This is a genomic window from Absicoccus intestinalis, assembly GCF_033971885.1.
GTDB lineage: Bacteria > Bacillota_I > Bacilli_A > Erysipelotrichales > Erysipelotrichaceae > Absicoccus > Absicoccus intestinalis.
This window is the reverse complement of record NZ_JALBUS010000009.1, coordinates 80926-100598: the sequence shown is the minus strand read 5'-3', so window position 1 is coordinate 100598 and position 19673 is coordinate 80926. Positions and strand designations below refer to the sequence as shown.

Genomic DNA, 19673 nt, shown 5'->3' with positions numbered 1-19673 from the left:
CGCTAACGGATTCAGATTCTGATTCACTAATGCTTTCTGATTCACTTTCGCTAGTCGATACACTTTCGGATTCTGAAATACTTGTGGACTCGGATTCGCTTGTAGATTCACTCTCAGATTCACTGATCGATGTGCTTTCGGATTCCGAAGCACTTGTGGACTCAGACTCAGATTCGCTGGCACTTTCAGAGTTGCTAATTGATGTACTTTCCGATTCACTTTCGCTTACGCTTGTAGATTCTGATTCACTCTCACTCGTGGATTCAGATTCACTGATCGATGTGCTTTCGGACTCGGACTCGCTTGTACTTTCAGAATCACTAACTGATGTACTTTCCGATTCACTTTCGCTAACGGATTCAGATTCTGATTCACTAATGCTTTCCGATTCGCTCTCACTTGTGGACTCAGATTCGCTAGCTGATACACTTTCTGATTCTGACTCACTTGCAGATTCGGATTCACTTACTGATGTGCTTTCCGAATTTGAAATTCTTTCACTCTCACTATTTGATAATGATATGGATCGACTTTCACTTTCCGATTGTGAAATAGAAGTACTTACACTAGCACTTTCGGATTCACTATTTCTATCACTATTACTAATATCCGTACTATCACTTGCACTATGGCTTGTTGACTCTCTATCTGAATGGCTTAATGATGTTGATTTTGAGGCACTGTTGCTCGTAGATTCAATTTCTGAATTTCGTTCAGACACACTTGTACTAATACTATTTGATTGATCACTTGTCGATGTACTTTCTGAGTGGATGCTATTACTTAAACTTTCTGAAACCGAAAGACTAATAGACTTACTATCACTTGCACTTTCGAATTCACTTTGGACACTATCGCTTTGTGATGCAGATTCCGATGCAGCACTTTCGGATTGAGAAATCACATTGGATAAACTTTCAGATGCCGAAGTACTTGCACTTGTCGATTGTGATCCTTCTTCGGACTGACTGGTCGATGCACTTTCATTACTCGCAATACTTCGTGATTCACTTTCACTTGCTGATCTTGAAGTGCTTTCTTGTTCCGATTGATCCATCGATTGGGATTCACTGACGGAAGTCGAACGCGAAATTTGATCAGAAACACTTTGCGACATCGATCGACTCGTACTTTCTGAAGCACGGCTAGTACTCTGACTTTGTGAAGTAGAAGTACTGGTACTACGACTTGTCGATTGGCTTTCTTTTTGTGAAAGGGATTGGCTTGTTTTGGTTGAAGCCGATTCACTCTTCTTATTCGAGACCGATTCGGATGTCGACTGTGACATAGAGGATAACTCACTGACACTTTGTGCATCATCGGTATAATTTTTTTCTGGTGTGATGATAACAACACCATTATTGTATTGTTCGCTATTGCTCCATTCGGATCTTGTCGAATGGATCGTATAATCTCCTAACTGGTTACTGTAGTGTTCCGCTGTAGTACTAGAGGTTGCTTGGACACTGACAACAACATTGGCAATGGCTTTTCCCCATTCTTCATATTCACCTAGAGAGGTATCAAATGCAACGCTCACTCTGCCATTTACGTTAATTTTCTTATTGGTTGAATAACTATCTCCCCAAAATCTACCTGAGTAATCTAAGGTCGTAATGTTGGAACCCAGTGCTCTTTTTTTCCATTCCCCATTTGGAGCTTGTTGATTTTTGTCATATGAATCATTATTATTGAAAATATCTTGATTTAAATAATAAGTCTGTCCGGCTGCATCTGTTACAACGATGTTTGTCGGTGCTTCAGCTCCACCAACTACATTTAGATAGAAGCCAAAATATTGTTCTTGATTTGGATATTCGTAGCCATACCATGGATACCATACTCTTCTGCTACCATCTTTTGCCTGATATTCAAATTCCCAATGAATGACACCGGTTTCCAAATCGAGTACACCAGTCATATGTTTGATGGTGTAACCCCAATCATTTGAGTTTGTCGTACCATTATATTCAAATACTTTGACTTTTGTGACCTTTTCAATGCCTGCAACTTCACTGGCAGAAGCCGATGCACTGGCACTAGCTGCCACCGATTCCGAGGTCGATGCCGAAGCTATTTGACTTTGTGAAGCAGAAATACTTCGAGATGTACTTTGACTATTGGATACCACAACAGAAGCTTGAACAGACGTGCTAGCACTTGCGCTGTTTTCCATCGATTCCGAAATGCTTTCGGAAATTTGTTGGCTTTGTTTTTCGGAACCAGCCACCGATTCGGAAACCACCGCACTGGTTTGTTCGGAAGCGACTAACGAAGCAGAAGTAGAACGACTTGCCGATTCAGAGACTGCACTATTCATCATACGTTTGCTCGTAGAAGTTGAAGTCGATTCACTCGCCTGTTCACTCGCTGATGTAGATTGTTCTTGTGAAGCTTTTGTACTTGCACGTACCGAATTCTCTAAGCTGCGACTTTCTTGTTGACTAGCAGCCACAGAAAGAGAATCACTTGCAGAAGCGGATTGGCTCTTTTGCTCATTCGCAACACTGGTCGAAGCCAATTGACTCGTGGCTTCTGATAAACTTTTGGTATCTTTTTCATCTTGTTCTGAATTAACCGTAGAGACAGACTGACTCACAACTTGGGATAAAGAAGTTGAATCTTTGGCTGACTGACTGGAAAAAGCGCTTGTCGATGTAGAAGCATGTGTAGAGGCACTAGCACGTAAAGACTCCGCCTGGGAATTGGCCTGGGAAGTACTGGTGCTATTCGATGCTAAGATTGAAGCTTCCTGATCCTGTGTACTATTTGAAACACTTGTAGAGAGTGCTTCACTATTGGACTGATTGGCCGAAATTTGAGCAGAATCCTGCTGTGTATCCACATTCGCAAAACTAGTTGCTTTTTGGGCCTGCCCCATTGTTTCTAGATCGAATGTTTCAGATCCTGTGGTGGATGCCGATACCGACTCGATCTTTGATTCCGAAGCACTTGGTTGTTCTAAAACACTTTCACTATCCGATTCAGATTCGGATACACCTGTGGCTTCTGCGGCATAGACTTGATTGCCTTGACCAAACATGGCCGTTCCACCGAAGACAGCTCCTGTAGCTGCTGCTCCTTTCAAAAGAGCCTGTTTTCTATTATGTTTTTTTCTTTTCAGGATTTTTCTGCTTTTTCTACTCATGATTCTCACCTCTAAGATAATGTTCTTATACTCGACTGCTTTTATTCATTCATCATTATAATGACAAAAATTTTTTTGTTAAGGTAAATACTTTTAATATATAAAAAATTATATCACTGATTAACTATATTTAGATATTTTTAAATTTCATTATATAAGTTTATTTAACCATTTGATTCACAATACAAATGATCTTTTCTTGTTTCCATCCGCCAATTGTTAATACAAACTGTACCACTTGTTTGGTAGATGCCAAGTCTCTTTTCAAAGGAATCAAGAATATTTGATGTTTTCTTCACAACCATTTTTACCAAGAAAAAAAGTTGCTTCCAGATGATTCAACTTGAAGCAACTCCTCTTATATATCTTCTAATCGTTGTGGTTTGCCTAAATAAAAGCCTTGTGCTTTTTCACAACCTGCTTCTTTCAATAGTTCCAATTGTGCTTGGGTTTCAACGCCTTCACAAAGCGTATGCAAACCCAATGCTTTGAGCAATTGGATCGTTGATTGCAGTAAATGAATGGCTCGATGTCCTTCCTTTTCTTCTTCACAACCACGTAAGAAACGAATATCCAATTTAACAAGATCCACATCCATGGTTTGTAGTGTTCCCAATGAAGAATATTCACTACCAAAATCATCCATCCATACATGAAAACCAGCATTTCTAAATCGCTTGACTTGTTGACCGATAAATTCCGGATCATCGGAAAAGGCACTTTCGGTAATTTCAACATGGATCAAATGATGATCCATACCATATTTCGCTGTTGTTTCACATACTTCCTCAAAGACATCGGTATAATTAAAATCATCACGACTGACATTATACGAAACCGGAATGTCACCAAATCCTCTTTGCTTTCGCAACAGAGCTTGTTGGCAAATCTTCTCTAAGATATAACGATCCAATAGGCCTACCAAATGATATTGTTCCAAAACAGGAACAAACTTCGATGGTCTCAACAAGCCACGAATGGGATCGTTCCAACGAGCCAAACACTCAAAGCTGGTTAATGTTTGATTGTGTACCTGGTAAATAGGTTGATAATAGACTTCGATCCATCCTTTATCCATGGCTTCTTGGAAATGATCCAATATATACAATCGATTTTCATACTCTTCCGATACTTTTCCATTAAAATAGGCCCAAGATCTTCGTGCATTTTCTTTGATGGTGCTACAAGCCAATCGAGCCATATCAAACGCTTCTGAAACGGAAATTTCTCGATGTTCTTTTCCTTGATCATCCGCTACATAGATGCCCAATTTTAATTTCAAAAAATTACCTAGTGAAGCTTTTTGTACACAACCACAAAGCACATCCAATTTCTCATCAAGCCCCTGTGCCGAAGTCAATACCATAAAGTGATCTTCCGATGATCGACACAACCATTCATCACCAAAAATTTCTTTTAGGGCATAGGCCAAGGCCTTTAAGATTCGATCGCCTTGCGCAAAACCAAATTGATTGTTGTAGCCCTTCATACCATACAGATTCGTATAGATAAAAGCTGGAACTTGTCCTTGCACCCGCAGTTGTTGAATGCGTTTGTTGGCATGATTCACTAGCCAAGACATATTTGGTAGACCCGTCAATGCATCATGGGAGAGACGATCCCAAGGAGCAGATTCGATCAAGTATACATCTTCATGTTCCCATTCCATGGTCGTGACATGCATGACTACCTCTTCAGTGGTATTGTCGATACGAACCAATTGATTGTTTTTTCCTTCCATCTGTGCAAGATGTGCCATGATCGTAGGATCTTCTCTACCTTTGATAAATTCCGAAAGGGTCATGCCTGTATCAAAATTATGGACGGGTTTGACCAACTTATACATGGGTTGGTTACAATATAATAATTCTCCATTTCCTTTTTTGACCACGGCAATGGCTAGATTGCTAAAGTCTAGAAAACTTTGAAAAGAGGCATCATTTTCTAAGATGGTCTGCAAATGTTGATCTACCGCACTATCCAAATTCGTATAAAAAATGATCGCAATGCGCCGGCCATCTTTCAGATAATAATGATAGCCGATGGAATGGGTCATTGTATAAACATCTTGTTGATAAACTTTTTCGCGATAGAATACCTCATATTTTCCGCCTTCTTTCGCAAAGCGCTTGGCTTCATAGGCCACTCTTGCTGCATCTTCTGGAACTGTATTGCGATACATATTTGTCGCATATCGTTGGATCAGTGCGGCTTTATCCGGTTCATCAGGACTATGCATCATCGCATATAAACCATCGGAAACACAAATTGTCTTGACTTTTCCTTCCACATATTGATAAACCGCGATCGCATGTGGGGCATGCTCGATCCATTGACATATCATTTCAAGTTCATCCATGTCTATCCTCTACTTTCTTCGATTTCCATCAAAGTCACAAACATTAGATTCCTATACCGTTGCGTGTGGAATCTCCGACGCTGCACCAACACTAATTTTTGTTGCCCATTTTTCGTCAAAATATGATACTTTTTTCCATTCACTTTCTTGTTCGCAAGAATTTGTTCGTAATCAATTTGAAATACTGCCCGTTGCGAAGGAAGAATCATATTTTGTACAGAACTCTGGGTCATTTGTAAGAAATCATCCACACCGCTACATTCAAACACTTCGATCCATGCCATATTGACATACAAGATTTTCTGATCTCGATCCAAAGTATGGATCATGCTCGCAATGGGCATATTCTGTATCAGTTCCCGATCACTAAAACCAATTTGAGAACGAAACTGCTGATCCATTGGATAATCATAATAAGCAATTCCATTTTTGCCATGTAACTTGACGTTATACAATGCCGTATCGGCTTTTTTCAATAACTCCGAAATATCATTGGCTTGCTTCGGATAATCCGCATATCCAGCCGATAATGTACAACGATGTTTTTGACCATTGGCTTCAAAATACTGCTTCACTTTATGGAGGGAATGAATCTCTTTCTCATTTTCCTTGGCTGTTCCCGGTAATACAATACATAATTCGTCGCCACCCGAACGACCAATGATCGCATCGCTTTTAAAATGATGACGAATGTTGTTGGCTACTGAAGTTAAGGCCACATCACCTATATTATGTCCATACAGATCATTGATCTGCTTGAAATCATCAATATCGATAAAGACCAGGGGCATGGCTTTTTCGGGATTCGTTTCCAATTGTTTCTGTACACGGGTAACAAACCCATTCCGTGAATACAATTGGGTCAATGCATCGGTTTCTGCCATTTTCTTAAAAGCATGCATGCTCCGATCCAACTGATTACTTAAGCGTTGTTGCTCCTGTGCCCATTTCATATGTTCCACACTTCGCCTAGCCACCTCGGTCATGGCCCAATAACGAACCAAGGAAATAAAGACGATCACTAAGAAAATATTCACACTGGTTCGTATACTGCCAAAATCCATGCCATAGGTATAAAGGGTATGATCAATATACAACAAAGCAACTCCACTTAAGATGGCATTGATCCAAGCAGGAACGATAAAAAACATAAAACAAATCAGAAACATCAGTACAAAATCCAATACCGATCCGTGATCAAAGGCCCGCATGACGGAATGAATGATTTCAAAAACCAATAAGGAGATCTGATAGGTATACAAGACAACTCCCATGGGGATCTTTGTAGCGATGGATCTATTTTTCCAACGTGACCATGCATAAAGAAGAAACAGTATGCTTGTGATTTGTATTAAAACCAACCCAATGATTTCAATGGCATCTTTTTGTTCGGTCATGACCGACCAAACCGGTATATATAAAGATACAAGCAACGTTAAGGAGGCCAAGCAGATTCCCATGCCAAGATTGTTCGATCAATCACTGCTTTTTCCTCGCAGGTTGGCTTGGGAAACAAAAAATGATCAAGCATCGATAAAAGTTGTTTTATTGTTTTCATCGCATTTAGTCCTTTGGATCCGTCGCACGACGACGATAGGAATGACCTTTATCCAGATACATGGCGGCATCTGCATCGCGCAACAAACGATCCACATCATCGATGCGTCCAGTATGTACGACATAACCTAATGAAATGCCAAAACCGTGTGCATGGGCAGCCATCTTGATATCTTGTACCAATTGTCTTGCACCACTTTCATCTGCCCCTTCACGAATGACCAAAAATTCATCACCACCCATGCGGAATACATGATTCTTATCGGCATTATCGACTAAAATATCGGTGGCACGCTTGATCAATTTATCGCCCGCTTCATGTCCTTGCGTATCATTGATATTCTTTAAACCATTGATGTCACAAGAAAGAAAAATACGCGGTCCAACATAGGGACTTTGGGCCACATAACGACTAAAGCCCCGACGATTCAAGACCCCCGTCATAGGATCCCGATGTCCTTGTTCTTTTGCTGCCTGTAAACTATCTCGATTTCGTAACATGACAGCCACAAAATCCGTCAATGTATCCAACATATATCCCGCTGGATTTAAACTATCTTCGGTCAAATTGATGACCATCGTAAAACCAACCGGAACATTTCCTACAACCAATCGTCCCGCCACATAATTTTGCACTCCCATGACAGGTAAAGAAAAATCGGGATGCACTTTTCGAAACGCTTCATAGTCATGTACAATGGTAACTTTTTTCGTTTCAAATTCAGTATATAAAGCATCAAAATGGCTTCTTGACAGACTGCGCAAATCTGCTTTCAAAGGTAATAAACCCTTCTCTGTCCATTCATACGTGCAAGTTAATTCAGAATGTCCTCGTTCTTCAAAAATAAAGAATCGTTGAGCATGTAGATTTTGAGCCACAAATGTAATACACTTCTGAATTCCAATATCTGCTTCTGGTTCACTAAGACCAATCGTAATGGCTTCATTCGCCCAACGCTCGGCCTTTAGAATTTCATTTTTCCCTTGTTTTTCACCCAGCACTGTATCCGTTGGCTCCATAATGACCATTTGCGCATGTTGTCCTTGCCAAAGCACCTTCACATGATTGACATAGAATCTTTCTTTGTTGGCATCGCCCCACACTTTCTTATAGGCCCTCTCACTCGTTTGAGAGGTATTCCATAATTGACAGCCGGAACATGGCTGTTTCCTACCCTCTAATTCGTAACATGTATGATTCAAATAGTCCTCATGGTCCGGCATATTCACGATTTGTTTCATTTTTTGATTCACAAATAATAACTTTTTCGTATAGGGATCAACAAGATAGACTGGATATGGTATTTTATCGATCGTTTTTGCACTAATCGCTACCATTTTCCACCATTCTTGGGACAATAAATTTTCGGGTTCATGGCCATATGTTGCTCTATGTACGACCATTTCCATCAAATCAAAAAAACTTTTTGCTTCGATGCCTAAAGCCATGGCCCGATTTAATACAATATCGCAAGCCATTCCATTGATTTGTTTTTGGGCCTGAATTCGTTGAATCATATCAATCGTTTGTTTTTCCAATTGTGACATGATGTCATTGGACCCTAAAAACAAGAAATATCCATTGCGAATACGAGCAACTACCGCGCCATTTGGTAAATCATAAGTTAAAATTGTTTGTGCGATCCTCTTTTGTACATCTTGCCCAAAGGATGAGTCAAATGTATCACAAAGATCCTCATAATTTTGGATCGTGATGAGTATAGCTCCATATCCTTTTCCTTTTTGATGCAAAGCATCATCAAACGCAAGTCCTACAGAAAAGATACCGGCGGCATTCATCAAACCTGTCCATTTATCGACAAAAGCAGTAGTCGTTGCTTCATCCAAATACAACCATCCAGCCACACCAGCAACTCTATTGTTGTCATCATAATAAGGAAACTCCGTCACTTGATAGACCTTTTCTTGACCGTTCAACAGCATATATCGTTGATTGGTCACGATGGCTTCTTTCTGATCCATTACTTGTTGATCAATCGTTTCTATCGCTTGGCTCTTGAGATTTTCTACACGCTGGCCAAAGATTGCATCCTCTCCCACTAAGTGAATAAAGGACTGGCTCGCGCCTTTGTATCTCAATTCTTTATCTTTCCAATAAAAGGGCAAGTTACTAAAACGCAAAAAAGCACTCCATAACATCTGATCCTGTGACTTTTCATCGGACTTGTCATTTGTTCGATCCTCATCGACAGCCGGCCAAGTACAAAGCATCCAATCTTTTTCGCCGGATACCATTTGACAAACGATCCAACGATAACTTCCATCCAATTGACGAATGCGAAAACTCTCACTCATCGTATTGACCATTTTATTTTGGTCATGGATGGGTAAAAAGCGCAAAAAGCGTTCTTGATCGTCTTCGTGCACATAACATTGACAAAAATGAACCAAAGTCGTATCCATGTTTGCATATACTTCCTCTGCTGGAAAGCGTGGATCCATGCTTGCGATCACTTCTATCTGATCTTGTTGGGTATTCCCATAAAAGATTCCTTCAAATAAGACGGTGATATGGTGAAAGAAATAGTCCAGCTTATCATTTTCTGGTCTTTTTTGTTCAAACTGCACATTGATAAATCTGGATTGACCAATCCAAAAATGGCGCACGCCCGCGATTCGATGCGTGTACATCTTCATATACCGATCTTTGGTCGCAAAATAAGCAGCTTCCTGATCCTCATCGTAAGCTTTATTGATATATCGCTCAAACCGTTTTGGGAATACTTCTGCTTGTTTTCTTACTAACTCATTGGCCGTCTTTAGATCCACAATGCCAGTTCCTTTTACTTGGGCCCAATAGGCATCATTCATCGCCAACATATGAACCTTTCCATGATCAACAAGAAAAAGACAGCGAGACTCTTCGGTATCCATGTTCACAAGTCCAGCTGCTTGATAGACTCGCCATTCCAACTCATTTTCAAAACACACCCCTTTTTGGGCGAGTTCTTCCATCATATTGGCATATATTTTTGATTGTCCAATGTAGGAACCACGTACATTCTCTAACCCAATCGATTGAAGAACGTCTAATTGTTCTTGGCCATCTACCCCATTGGCCATCGTATGAATACCTAACTGTTTGGCAATCTTCACAAAACCTTTGAGGATGGTTCGATTCTTTGTATCCAAATGATCACAGAAATATCGATCCATTTCCACATATTCCAACGGAATATCATATACGTCGTGATTGGAAAAGCTTTCCATGCCAAAATGGTTCAAACAAAGCGAATAACCTGCCTCATGAAAACGATAAATCTCGCGTAAACTATTTCCAGTACTATCATTGAGCATTTCGGCTACAAAGCCAATGCGAACACATTCACGTGATAAGGGATATTTCTTTAAAGCTTTTTCTAAATGTTCCAATGGATGCATCAAATCAAAACCCAATCGAGAAATATCAGACTGAATGGGTAAGACTGGCAAACGATTTTTCTTTCGTTCATATTGAAGATGAACGACACGATCGATCATAAAAATATCCAATCGTCCCGCTAAACGAGCTTCTTCCAAAACATGCCAAAACACATCCGGATCGATGATTCCTACGACTGGATCTTCCCAATGAACCGTAGCCTTAAAGCCACAGATTTTCCCTGATAAAGGACGAATCATCGGTTGATAAAAAACTTTGATGCGCCCATCTTCTAAGGCTTGATTGAATGTTTTTAGGATATACTCCCGCTTTTCGATCCAATCTTGAATTTCTTGACGAAAAATGACATGTGAACGATGGGGACTGTTTTTTGCCACATCACAAGCCATTTTGGCCATGTCAAAACTATGTTGGACTTCCGCCATCGTGACATTGTGATCATAAATCACGATACCCGCTTTTAATGCATATCTTGCATCCCCCAAATAGCGATTCACCCGTGCACATACTTCATCGATCTTGGTAAAAATACCATTTCTTGGTAATATGGCATAAAAAGTATCCGCATTCGCATGGCACAAAAGACCATCTGGAAAAACTTCACGCAACGTTTCCGAAACATAGTGCAACGTTTTATCGCCTTCCGCTATCGTATTATCTCGATTGAAGAAATAGAAATTGACAATATCAAAACACACCGGACAATACGCGGTGAACGTTCCCTGACTCATACGAACTTTGGCCAGATCACTTGCTTTTTGGAAAAAAATTTTAGGTGCTAAAAAACCCGATAATTGATCCGATATCGTATCCACGATCAAACTTTGCCGACTCACCATCTGCAAAATATAAATGGGCCGTCCTTGTTGTATGGTTTGCGTAATGATAGTATCCGCTTCTCGTACATGTCGTTGTAACGTTTGATACGAAAGATGCATCGTAAAATTGGTTTGGTTACCCGCCATTTCAGCAAGTCGCTCGGTGGCTTCCAATCGCATGCCCGCAAAACGACCCCCTGTTAATTGGAAAAATGCCTCTTGATTCGGACAATTATATAAATCAAGAATGCCTTTATTGACAAAAAGAATGGTTTCGTCTTCATCCTGAGCAATCATACAAATCCCCAGTTCCAGCATATCGTATAGTTTGTGATATTCATCGGTTTGAAAGATTGTTTTCATTATAAAAAATCGACCCCTTTCTATCCATGGTTGATTCCCGTTTTATCTATCTATTATTTTCGTTATACATGTTCACAAACACTTCAGCAATGGTCGCTGCAATGTTTTGGGAATCTTCCGCATAATACAAATCAATGATCGGATGTAACGTTGCTGGATATCCAGCCAATTCATGAATATTTCGAAAATAATCCAATAACTGCAGTTTCATTGTTTCAATTTCCTGTTTCCGGTCGTATTTCATGAATGCTAAGAAACGTTCACTATAGACGCGTCCAATCAAAGCTCGATTCCCTAAAAAATCAAATAAAAGAGAAGTCATTGCAGTCAACATGCGATCGGTAACGGTCTGTCCATAACTTTTTTTAGCCCAAGAAAAATTGGAAAAATCAATGGAAATCATCGCAAACTTTTCATTTTGATCCAACCAACCCTTCATAAAATGTAAGGCAATTTCAAATATGCTCCAATCGGATCTATTTTTTGTCGGATCATCGGCCAATAGAAATATGCCGATCAAACCAACAATCTTATCCGCTTGATAAACCGGTTCTTCCCATATCACGACATCTTGCATTCGTCCATGGATGATGCGTTTTCCCTTATTCTGACGAATGAGTGTACCTTTTTGAAGCAGTTGTATTTCGTCTTCTATTTGACGATCATCCACATACCATTGCATCTGTTCATCGGTTTTTCCAATGATGGTTGAAAAATCTTGGATACCACACGTTTCCATAAATTGATCATTTACACCAAGATAACGACGTTGATCATCTTTCCAAAATATATTCATTGTTTGCGAATGGACAAACGTTTGCCAAATCGCTGTCTTCAAAGGATCAGGCATTTCTTTATTTCTTTCGATCCATTGCTTTTGAAGATAAGACACATATTGAGAACTATATATGACCATATCCGTTCCTGGCATCATTTGAATGATATGCAGTTTATTGACATACGCTCCCTTTGCACCTTTGCTCAAAAAAATCTGACTCAAAATATGGCTATGACTTTTTTCCATGCGTTCTTGTAACGTATCAAAGTCCGCAAATTTGATAAAATCCATTTGCTCATCCATAGAAATAAACATTTTAGCCGCTTTGTTTACATTTACTTTCCAACCCCGTTTATCCCATTCTCTGACCACTTCCGAATAATTTTTTCCTGGTTTTATGGATTGAAAATCATGGGTCTTTAAATTGATCAAATAAACTTCATCAAACAAGGTATACAACACCCGTAAAATATAGTCTTCATTGATGTCATTATTGGTTTTTGTTGATTCGATTGGCATTGCTTCCGTAGTCACAAGATAATGATTTCCTTCTCTTGCCAATAACGTAATTTCCAAACTGACAACCGAAGCATGAACTCCATATTTTTGACGAATGGTCTTATGAATATGTAATCGTTTCAATGTATCTCTTGATTCATTAAAATACGGGGACAAAGGTACATTGAGCAACTCGAAAACTTTATCCATCGATGCAAAATGCATTTTTTGCCATGTTTCCCTGGCTAGCTCATTGCTATAAAGCAAACGAAACTTTTGTCCATCAAAATCAATGATTTCTAATGGCTTATCGATAAGAAAATTGACCGTATTGGTTTGATCATAATATTGTTTAAAGCGACGCGACTCAATATGCTGCTCCTGCGCATACAGTTTTTTAAATGATTTCAATGGTACAGGTGGACTAAAATAATAGCCCTGCACCTTATCACACCCAATACTTTTTAGAAATTCATATTGTTCTTTCGTTTCGACGCCTTCTACCAAGATCTGATTGTTCAACATTTTCACCATCGAAACCGCTGAGCGGATCATCCGCTTCGATCGATTATCAAAATGTTGTAAAAAGATCATATCCAATTTGATATCATCAAATTCATAATTTCTCAGAACATTAAGAGATGAATAGCCACTGCCAAAATCATCCATATAGATCTTATAGCCTGCATTTTGGAATCGCTTCATTTCTTGTTGTAAGATATCTGGATATTCGATCAACATGGATTCTGTCACTTCAAAACACAAAAGATCACGAGCAATGCCATATTTCTGTACTCGATCTTCTACTTCCTGAAAAATATCACAATTTAAAAAATCCATTTGCGATAAGTTAATGGAAACCGGTACGATTCGTGGAGTTGGAAACATGATCTGTTGCATTTCCTGACAAACTTGATCTAAGACAAACAGTGTCAACCGCGTGATCAATTGATTTTCTTCTAAGACCAGAATAAAATCGGCCGGTGAGATCATACCATGTTTGGGATCGATCCAACGTGATAAAGCCTCAATACCACATAAACGATCCGTAAGGGTGCGAATGATGGGTTGATAATAGATCTGGATCCAACCTTCGTTTAAGGCCCGTTCAAAGTTTGAGATGATATATGTCGTATTTTGGGCTTTTCGCTCAATTTGATCATTGTAGTAACAAAAGTTCACCGATTTATTCCGAATCGAATCGCAAGCCAATTTGGCTAATTCACAAGCTCGAGCCGCCGTGAAATCGGCCTGTAAAGGAAGAATACCCACCTTCATTTTCAAACCATTTGATCCATATTTTTTTATAAATTCCCGATTGATCATCTGGATCCAATCATTGATATGCGATTGTTTGGACACAACCACCAAACGATCACTCACAAATCGGCCTTGCAAGCCTTCCGGATTTTCATGATAGATTCGTTGACTCAATTGATATAAGACCTGATCCCCCTTTTCGTGTCCATATTTTAAATTATAAAATTTAAAATTGCGAATATTCAAGCATACTAATACATGCTCTTCTAAAGATCCTTTGGCATTTTCTTCAAGAATAAACGCATCCAGCTCTTTTAAAAACGTTTTTATATTTAAAGAACCTGTCACAGGATCCAACTCATAGGTTTGATATTTCTTCATGATTCACCAATTATTCCGCATTCTGATCGGTAACGATCTTTACTTCCTTTTGTTTTTTGGCTTGATACATATAGGAATCCGCCCGGGCAATGATCGATTGAACGGTATCATTTTCACGTACGACCGTAATCCCAATGGCCGTTTGACAAGATAGCGTTTGGCCATTTTCACTCACTTCACACTTCTTGGCCAACCGCATAAAACGATGAGCGGCACCTTCACAATCACCAGGCTCTTGCAAACGCAATAAACCAACAAACTCATCGCCACCCCATCGACAGAAGATATCGGCTTTTCGGCCATTCTTTTTCAGACTTAAGCCAAATTGACGCAACAAAGCATCCCCCATACTATGTCCATAGGTATTATTGACTTCATGAAATTCATTGACATCCGCATAGAGAACGGCAAAAGGCTGTTTCGTACGACGGAAAATTTCTACGGCTTCATCCAAACAATATTCCATATATTTTCGACCAGGTAGACAACTCAATGGATCCCGTGTAGCGATTTCATAGATATTTTGGATCACCTTTTGATCATAATCATTATTGACCAGTGGAATAAAGAAAGAAACCAATTCAACGACCTTATCTTCCTGATCTTTGATCGGAATCAACGTATTATAAATCAAGAGATCATGACCATCTTTATGACGCATGAACATCTGCAACGATTGTGGTTTTCCAGTAATGAAGGCCATCGTTGCTGGACAATGGGCATTAGAAACATGTTTGCCATCGGTAAAGGCACAGCCCAAAGGCATATCCACACATTTTCTGCCTTGCATTTCTTCGGCTGAGAATCCCAATACTTTCTCAGCTTCGGCATTCCAATACACAACCATATGATCTGGGCGTAATACATAACAGCCAATAGGTGCATCATACATCAATGTCTGCAAAAAGGTATTGGTTGTAGCTACTTTGTCAACGGTATCGTAGGTATCATCGATTTCTTCATTTTGCTGAACCACTTGCATCAATTGCTGATTGATCTTCTTGACTTGGTTGGCATAAATGATCCGGATCTTGGCATACAAGGAACACGGAATATCCTCCACTTGTCGAATTGCATCAATATGCTCCTTGATGGCAGGTGCATATTTTGTCAATTCATCTTTCGATGTATATGGGATCAAGACGACAAATTTACCCACGCCAATATAGGTGATGGAAACTTTATGATCAACAACTTGGACGATTGCATCTTTGCATGCATGCATGACTCTATACATCGTATGATGATCATAATTTTCCGCAATACGAAGCAATTCGGGAATATAAATATATAACACACCAAAGTCACGTTTATTCAATTGATAGTCCATCTCATATGAAATCAATTCGTCAAAAAATTGCTCCATGGTTAAAAATTCATGGGAAGATTCCAGCCGTTCAGAAACCTTTGTATTTTCACACACCAATGTTTCTTCCACAAAGAAGCCCATGGATCCAGTGATCTTTCCATTTTGATACGTTGGCCATTCACTCATTAAGACATCATGACATACACCATTCGCAATGCATCGACCAGGCACATTGGTATACACATTCCCCGACTTCAGGATCTGTTCTTCCATATCTTTATAGAATTCATCATTGGGATGCCATCCCATCACTGCATCGGTCTTTCCTAAGATATCTTTTTTTGAATCCAAGCCAAAATAATGCATATAATACGGATTCACATCTAAAAATTTATGTTTTGTATCTTTCCAGAAGACAGGCAACGGAATATGATCGATCAAAGTCTTGGTATTCAAATTGGTCATTCGTTTGGATGTATTTGATCGTACATAGAAATCCATAGTACGAATCACATATAAAATTTTCGGACTATTCGCATTGGGCGTTAATAGAAGTTGATGCACCATCCATACAAATTGCCCTTTTCCATCCTCTGTACGGAATACCCCTTTGAGCATTTGGGCCTTTGCTTTTTCTAATCGCTCCATCAATGTGATTGGATCGATAAATGCATCATATCGCGATTGATCTTCAATAAAGATCTTTGGCAAAAGAATATTATATCTGCCATCAGAATCTTTGATTGGATATACATGACTATGAATGGTCGAATTCGCCGTAAACCGCGTATTCTGAATGGTCAGATCTTTCCCATCGATCGTGAAAATATACGGATAAAAATAGGTCAAATTCATCAACATCTGATTCTTGGTCGACAATTCATCACTTGAAGAAGCATGATCAAAGATATGGATCGCATACAAATGCGTATCATTATAGGTACCTAATAAGCGATATTTTAATAACCGCTCTTTGCCATGAAATACAGTTTTCACTTCCCCAATATTTCCCGATAGAACAGTGTATTTTCCCGCTTCAAATAATGCCTGCATGGTCACATTATTGCGATCATTCAAGTAATTTTGCCATTCTTTCAAATCGGTAAAACCATCCTGATGCAGAAGAATCAATCCAGGATCATTCATGAACAGCACTTGATACGTATTGTTTTGTTCTTCCACTATGGTCAATGCGATATCGGTCATAAAATCAATCGTACCAAGAGCGTCATAACAGATTTTTTGTTGCGCATCTTCAATACTTAATCCTTTGGCGACACTTTTCTGCAACATCTCATCAAATGGCAATGGTTTCCCAAAGAAATAGCCTTGCATCTTTTCGCAACCAGCTTTTTTCAAGAAGTCTACTTGTTCTTGGGTCTCCACGCCTTCTGCAAGAGTACGGATACCAATCTTCTTATCCATTTCAATCACCGAAGCAATGATTTCATAAGAACGCTTTGATCGACTGTGCAAAAAGATCATATCCAGCTTCAATAAATCAAAGGAATAATCTTTCAATAAATTCAGGGTGGAATAGCCACTACCAAAATCATCCATCCAGATTTCATACCCCACATCCCTAAACGACTGCAGAGCATCTAAAACTTCTTTTTCCGTTGAAGTCATAAGACTTTCCGTGACTTCAATATGTAACATCCGTCTTGGAATATTATAGGTTTTGACAATGGTTTCGATTTCATGGAAAATATCGCAATACAAAAAATCCAAACGAGACAAATTAATAGATACGGGAATTTCCGGAATTCCTCGTTGATAGCGATTGGCAATCCCTCGAACCACTTGCGTAACCACATGAAGATCGAGTTTCCAGATCAAACGGACATCTTCCAAAGCACCAATAAAATCACTCGGTGCTAACATCCCATATTGGGGATCTTGCCAACGAGCCAATGCTTCAACACCACAGATCTTATTGGTCAAACTACGAACGATGGGTTGGTAATAGACGACGATCCAGCCTTCCTGAATGGCCTCATCCAGATGAGCGACCACATATTCTGATATCGCTAAATGATGGCCAAGCTCTTTGGTGTAGTAAGTGATATTCGTCTTCAAATATTTGCGATTTTCATCCGCAGCCACCTCTGCACGAGAGCAAATCGTTTCGGGATCCAATGTGTGATCGTCCCATACACAAGCGCCGACACTGCATTCCACACTGTTTGGGAATATATTCCGTATTTTTTCAAATACATTGGCCGTTCTTTCTTCCATATGAAGGGTATCGGTGAGGACTGCAAAATGATCACCACCCAAATTGGAAACAACATCATGAGGAAAGCATTCTGCCAAACAAAAATCCATGGCTCGCAAAATTTCATCGCCATTGGCAATGCCATACTGCAAGTTGATCAAGCGAAAATTCACTAAATTAAAATACAGGACGACCAATTCACCTTCTTTTTCAATATTTCGTTCTTTGTTGCGCCATTCCTGCATGATGATAAAGAACGTATTCATCCGATTTCGCCCGGTTTGTGAATCTCGTCTTGATTTTGCGTCTAGATTCAGACCCTTTAAATTTTGTAACATCGTGTTCTCATCCGACAAAAGTTGCGCATCTTTGGTTTTTTGATCAATGCGGCTCCCTTCAATTTTTCCGGTACCTTCACTCTTGGCTCGATATAAATAGCGATCGGCCACGCGAATCAAAGAACGCAATTCACTGGTTGAATGAGGCATTCCTTCACAATATCCAATGCTGCAATTGATCTCGATTTCATCGGGTCTTGTTTCCAAACGCTTTTCAAAGTTCTTCAATTTATCATAGAATAAATCGGCATCGCTTTCTTCGGCAATGACCATAAATTCATCGCCACCATAGCGATAGCAATGTTCTCCCTTACGATCAAAAATGGTTTTTAAATATTTTCCTGTTAATGTCAAAACTGTATCCCCATAAGCATGACCATAGGCATCGTTATATTTTTTAAAGAAATCCAAATCGATCATCGCAATACAAATGGGTTTCCCAATAAAATAAGGAAAGTCATCGCGTAAAGCTGTTCGATTCAAAAGTTCTGTCAATTCATCGGTGCGACTGTTATGATACAATTCGTCTTGTTTTTGTTCAATCGTAAATTTATGGGTTTCGATGGAGAAAAAATTCTGCAAGCGGATCCAATTGACAAAACAACAAATCAAATGCAACGAAATGATATCAAACATATCTTGGGTAGCGATGATATGATGCGTTGATCCTAAAACGATCGCTACCGAAATCAAGTTGATGATCATATTGCGTATCTGTGTTGTCATCAATACATTGGGGAGCAAATAAATGATCATGGTGATCAGAATGTATTCAAAGAAAAAACTGCTGCCTTGTTCCGTCGTATAGAAGGTCAAACTGGCTAGCACCATATTGATGCCCATGAACCAATACAGCAAATGGCGAATTTGCTTCAATTGGCTAGCTTGAAAGTGAATGCGCCGACGTGCCAACAAAAATAAAAAAATGATATCGGTCAATATCACCAAAATATAGACTTGTGTCGCATTCACAAAGCGTAAAACACTTCCTTGGGAATAAGGTGCAAATGTACTAATCAAACCAAACAAGGAAAGAATACAAATCAAAGTGGCTGAAATGATGCCATAATACAAATCGTCATAATAAAGATCCGCTTTGACACGCGGATCTTCAAACGAAATATCCGAGTCGGATTTGGTGGTGTATAAATCATGGATCCTATGGAATAATTTATATTTCATACATATGCTCCTCATATAGATAGTTTTTAATTTAGCTTCTTTAATTATACGCGTTTTTTTA

At 39.3% G+C, this 19673-nt stretch carries 5 protein-coding genes and 1 pseudogene; all 6 read right to left on the bottom strand.

Annotated elements, in window-relative coordinates; all coding sequences use genetic code 11:
- Nucleotides 1-3148: pseudogene (locus tag MOZ64_RS07205) on the bottom strand (accessory Sec-dependent LPXTG-anchored adhesin); the annotation flags it as partial.
- A 358-nt stretch (nt 3149-3506) separates the two neighbouring features.
- Nucleotides 3507-5507 (bottom strand): EAL domain-containing protein, encoded by a 2001-nt coding sequence (locus tag MOZ64_RS07200; RefSeq protein WP_320325909.1) that lies wholly within the window; start codon nt 5505-5507, stop codon nt 3507-3509.
- A gap of 2 nt (nt 5508-5509) precedes the next feature.
- Nucleotides 5510-6967, bottom strand: a complete 1458-nt coding sequence (locus MOZ64_RS07195; protein ID WP_320325908.1) for a diguanylate cyclase domain-containing protein — start codon at nt 6965-6967, stop codon at nt 5510-5512.
- A gap of 103 nt (nt 6968-7070) precedes the next feature.
- Nucleotides 7071-11648, bottom strand: coding sequence for a bifunctional diguanylate cyclase/phosphodiesterase (locus tag MOZ64_RS07190; RefSeq protein ID WP_320325907.1), 4578 nt, complete (start codon nt 11646-11648; stop codon nt 7071-7073).
- Nucleotides 11649-11694: 46 nt separating this feature from the next.
- Entirely contained in the window at nt 11695-14565 is a 2871-nt protein-coding gene (locus MOZ64_RS07185) for an EAL domain-containing protein (RefSeq protein WP_320325906.1), read from the bottom strand.
- A gap of 10 nt (nt 14566-14575) precedes the next feature.
- A complete protein-coding gene (locus tag MOZ64_RS07180; protein ID WP_320325905.1) occupies nt 14576-19612 on the bottom strand; it encodes a diguanylate cyclase domain-containing protein in 5037 nt (1678 codons plus the stop codon).
- Nucleotides 19613-19673 lie beyond the last annotated feature (61 nt).

Coding starts and splice junctions, on each gene's coding strand:
- MOZ64_RS07200 (WP_320325909.1), bottom strand. CDS start 5,507: ATGGATGAACTTGAAATGATATGTCAATGGATCGAGCATGCCCCACAT.
- MOZ64_RS07195 (WP_320325908.1), bottom strand. CDS start 6,967: ATGGGAATCTGCTTGGCCTCCTTAACGTTGCTTGTATCTTTATATATA.
- MOZ64_RS07190 (WP_320325907.1), bottom strand. CDS start 11,648: ATGAAAACAATCTTTCAAACCGATGAATATCACAAACTATACGATATG.
- MOZ64_RS07185 (WP_320325906.1), bottom strand. CDS start 14,565: ATGAAGAAATATCAAACCTATGAGTTGGATCCTGTGACAGGTTCTTTA.
- MOZ64_RS07180 (WP_320325905.1), bottom strand. CDS start 19,612: ATGAAATATAAATTATTCCATAGGATCCATGATTTATACACCACCAAA.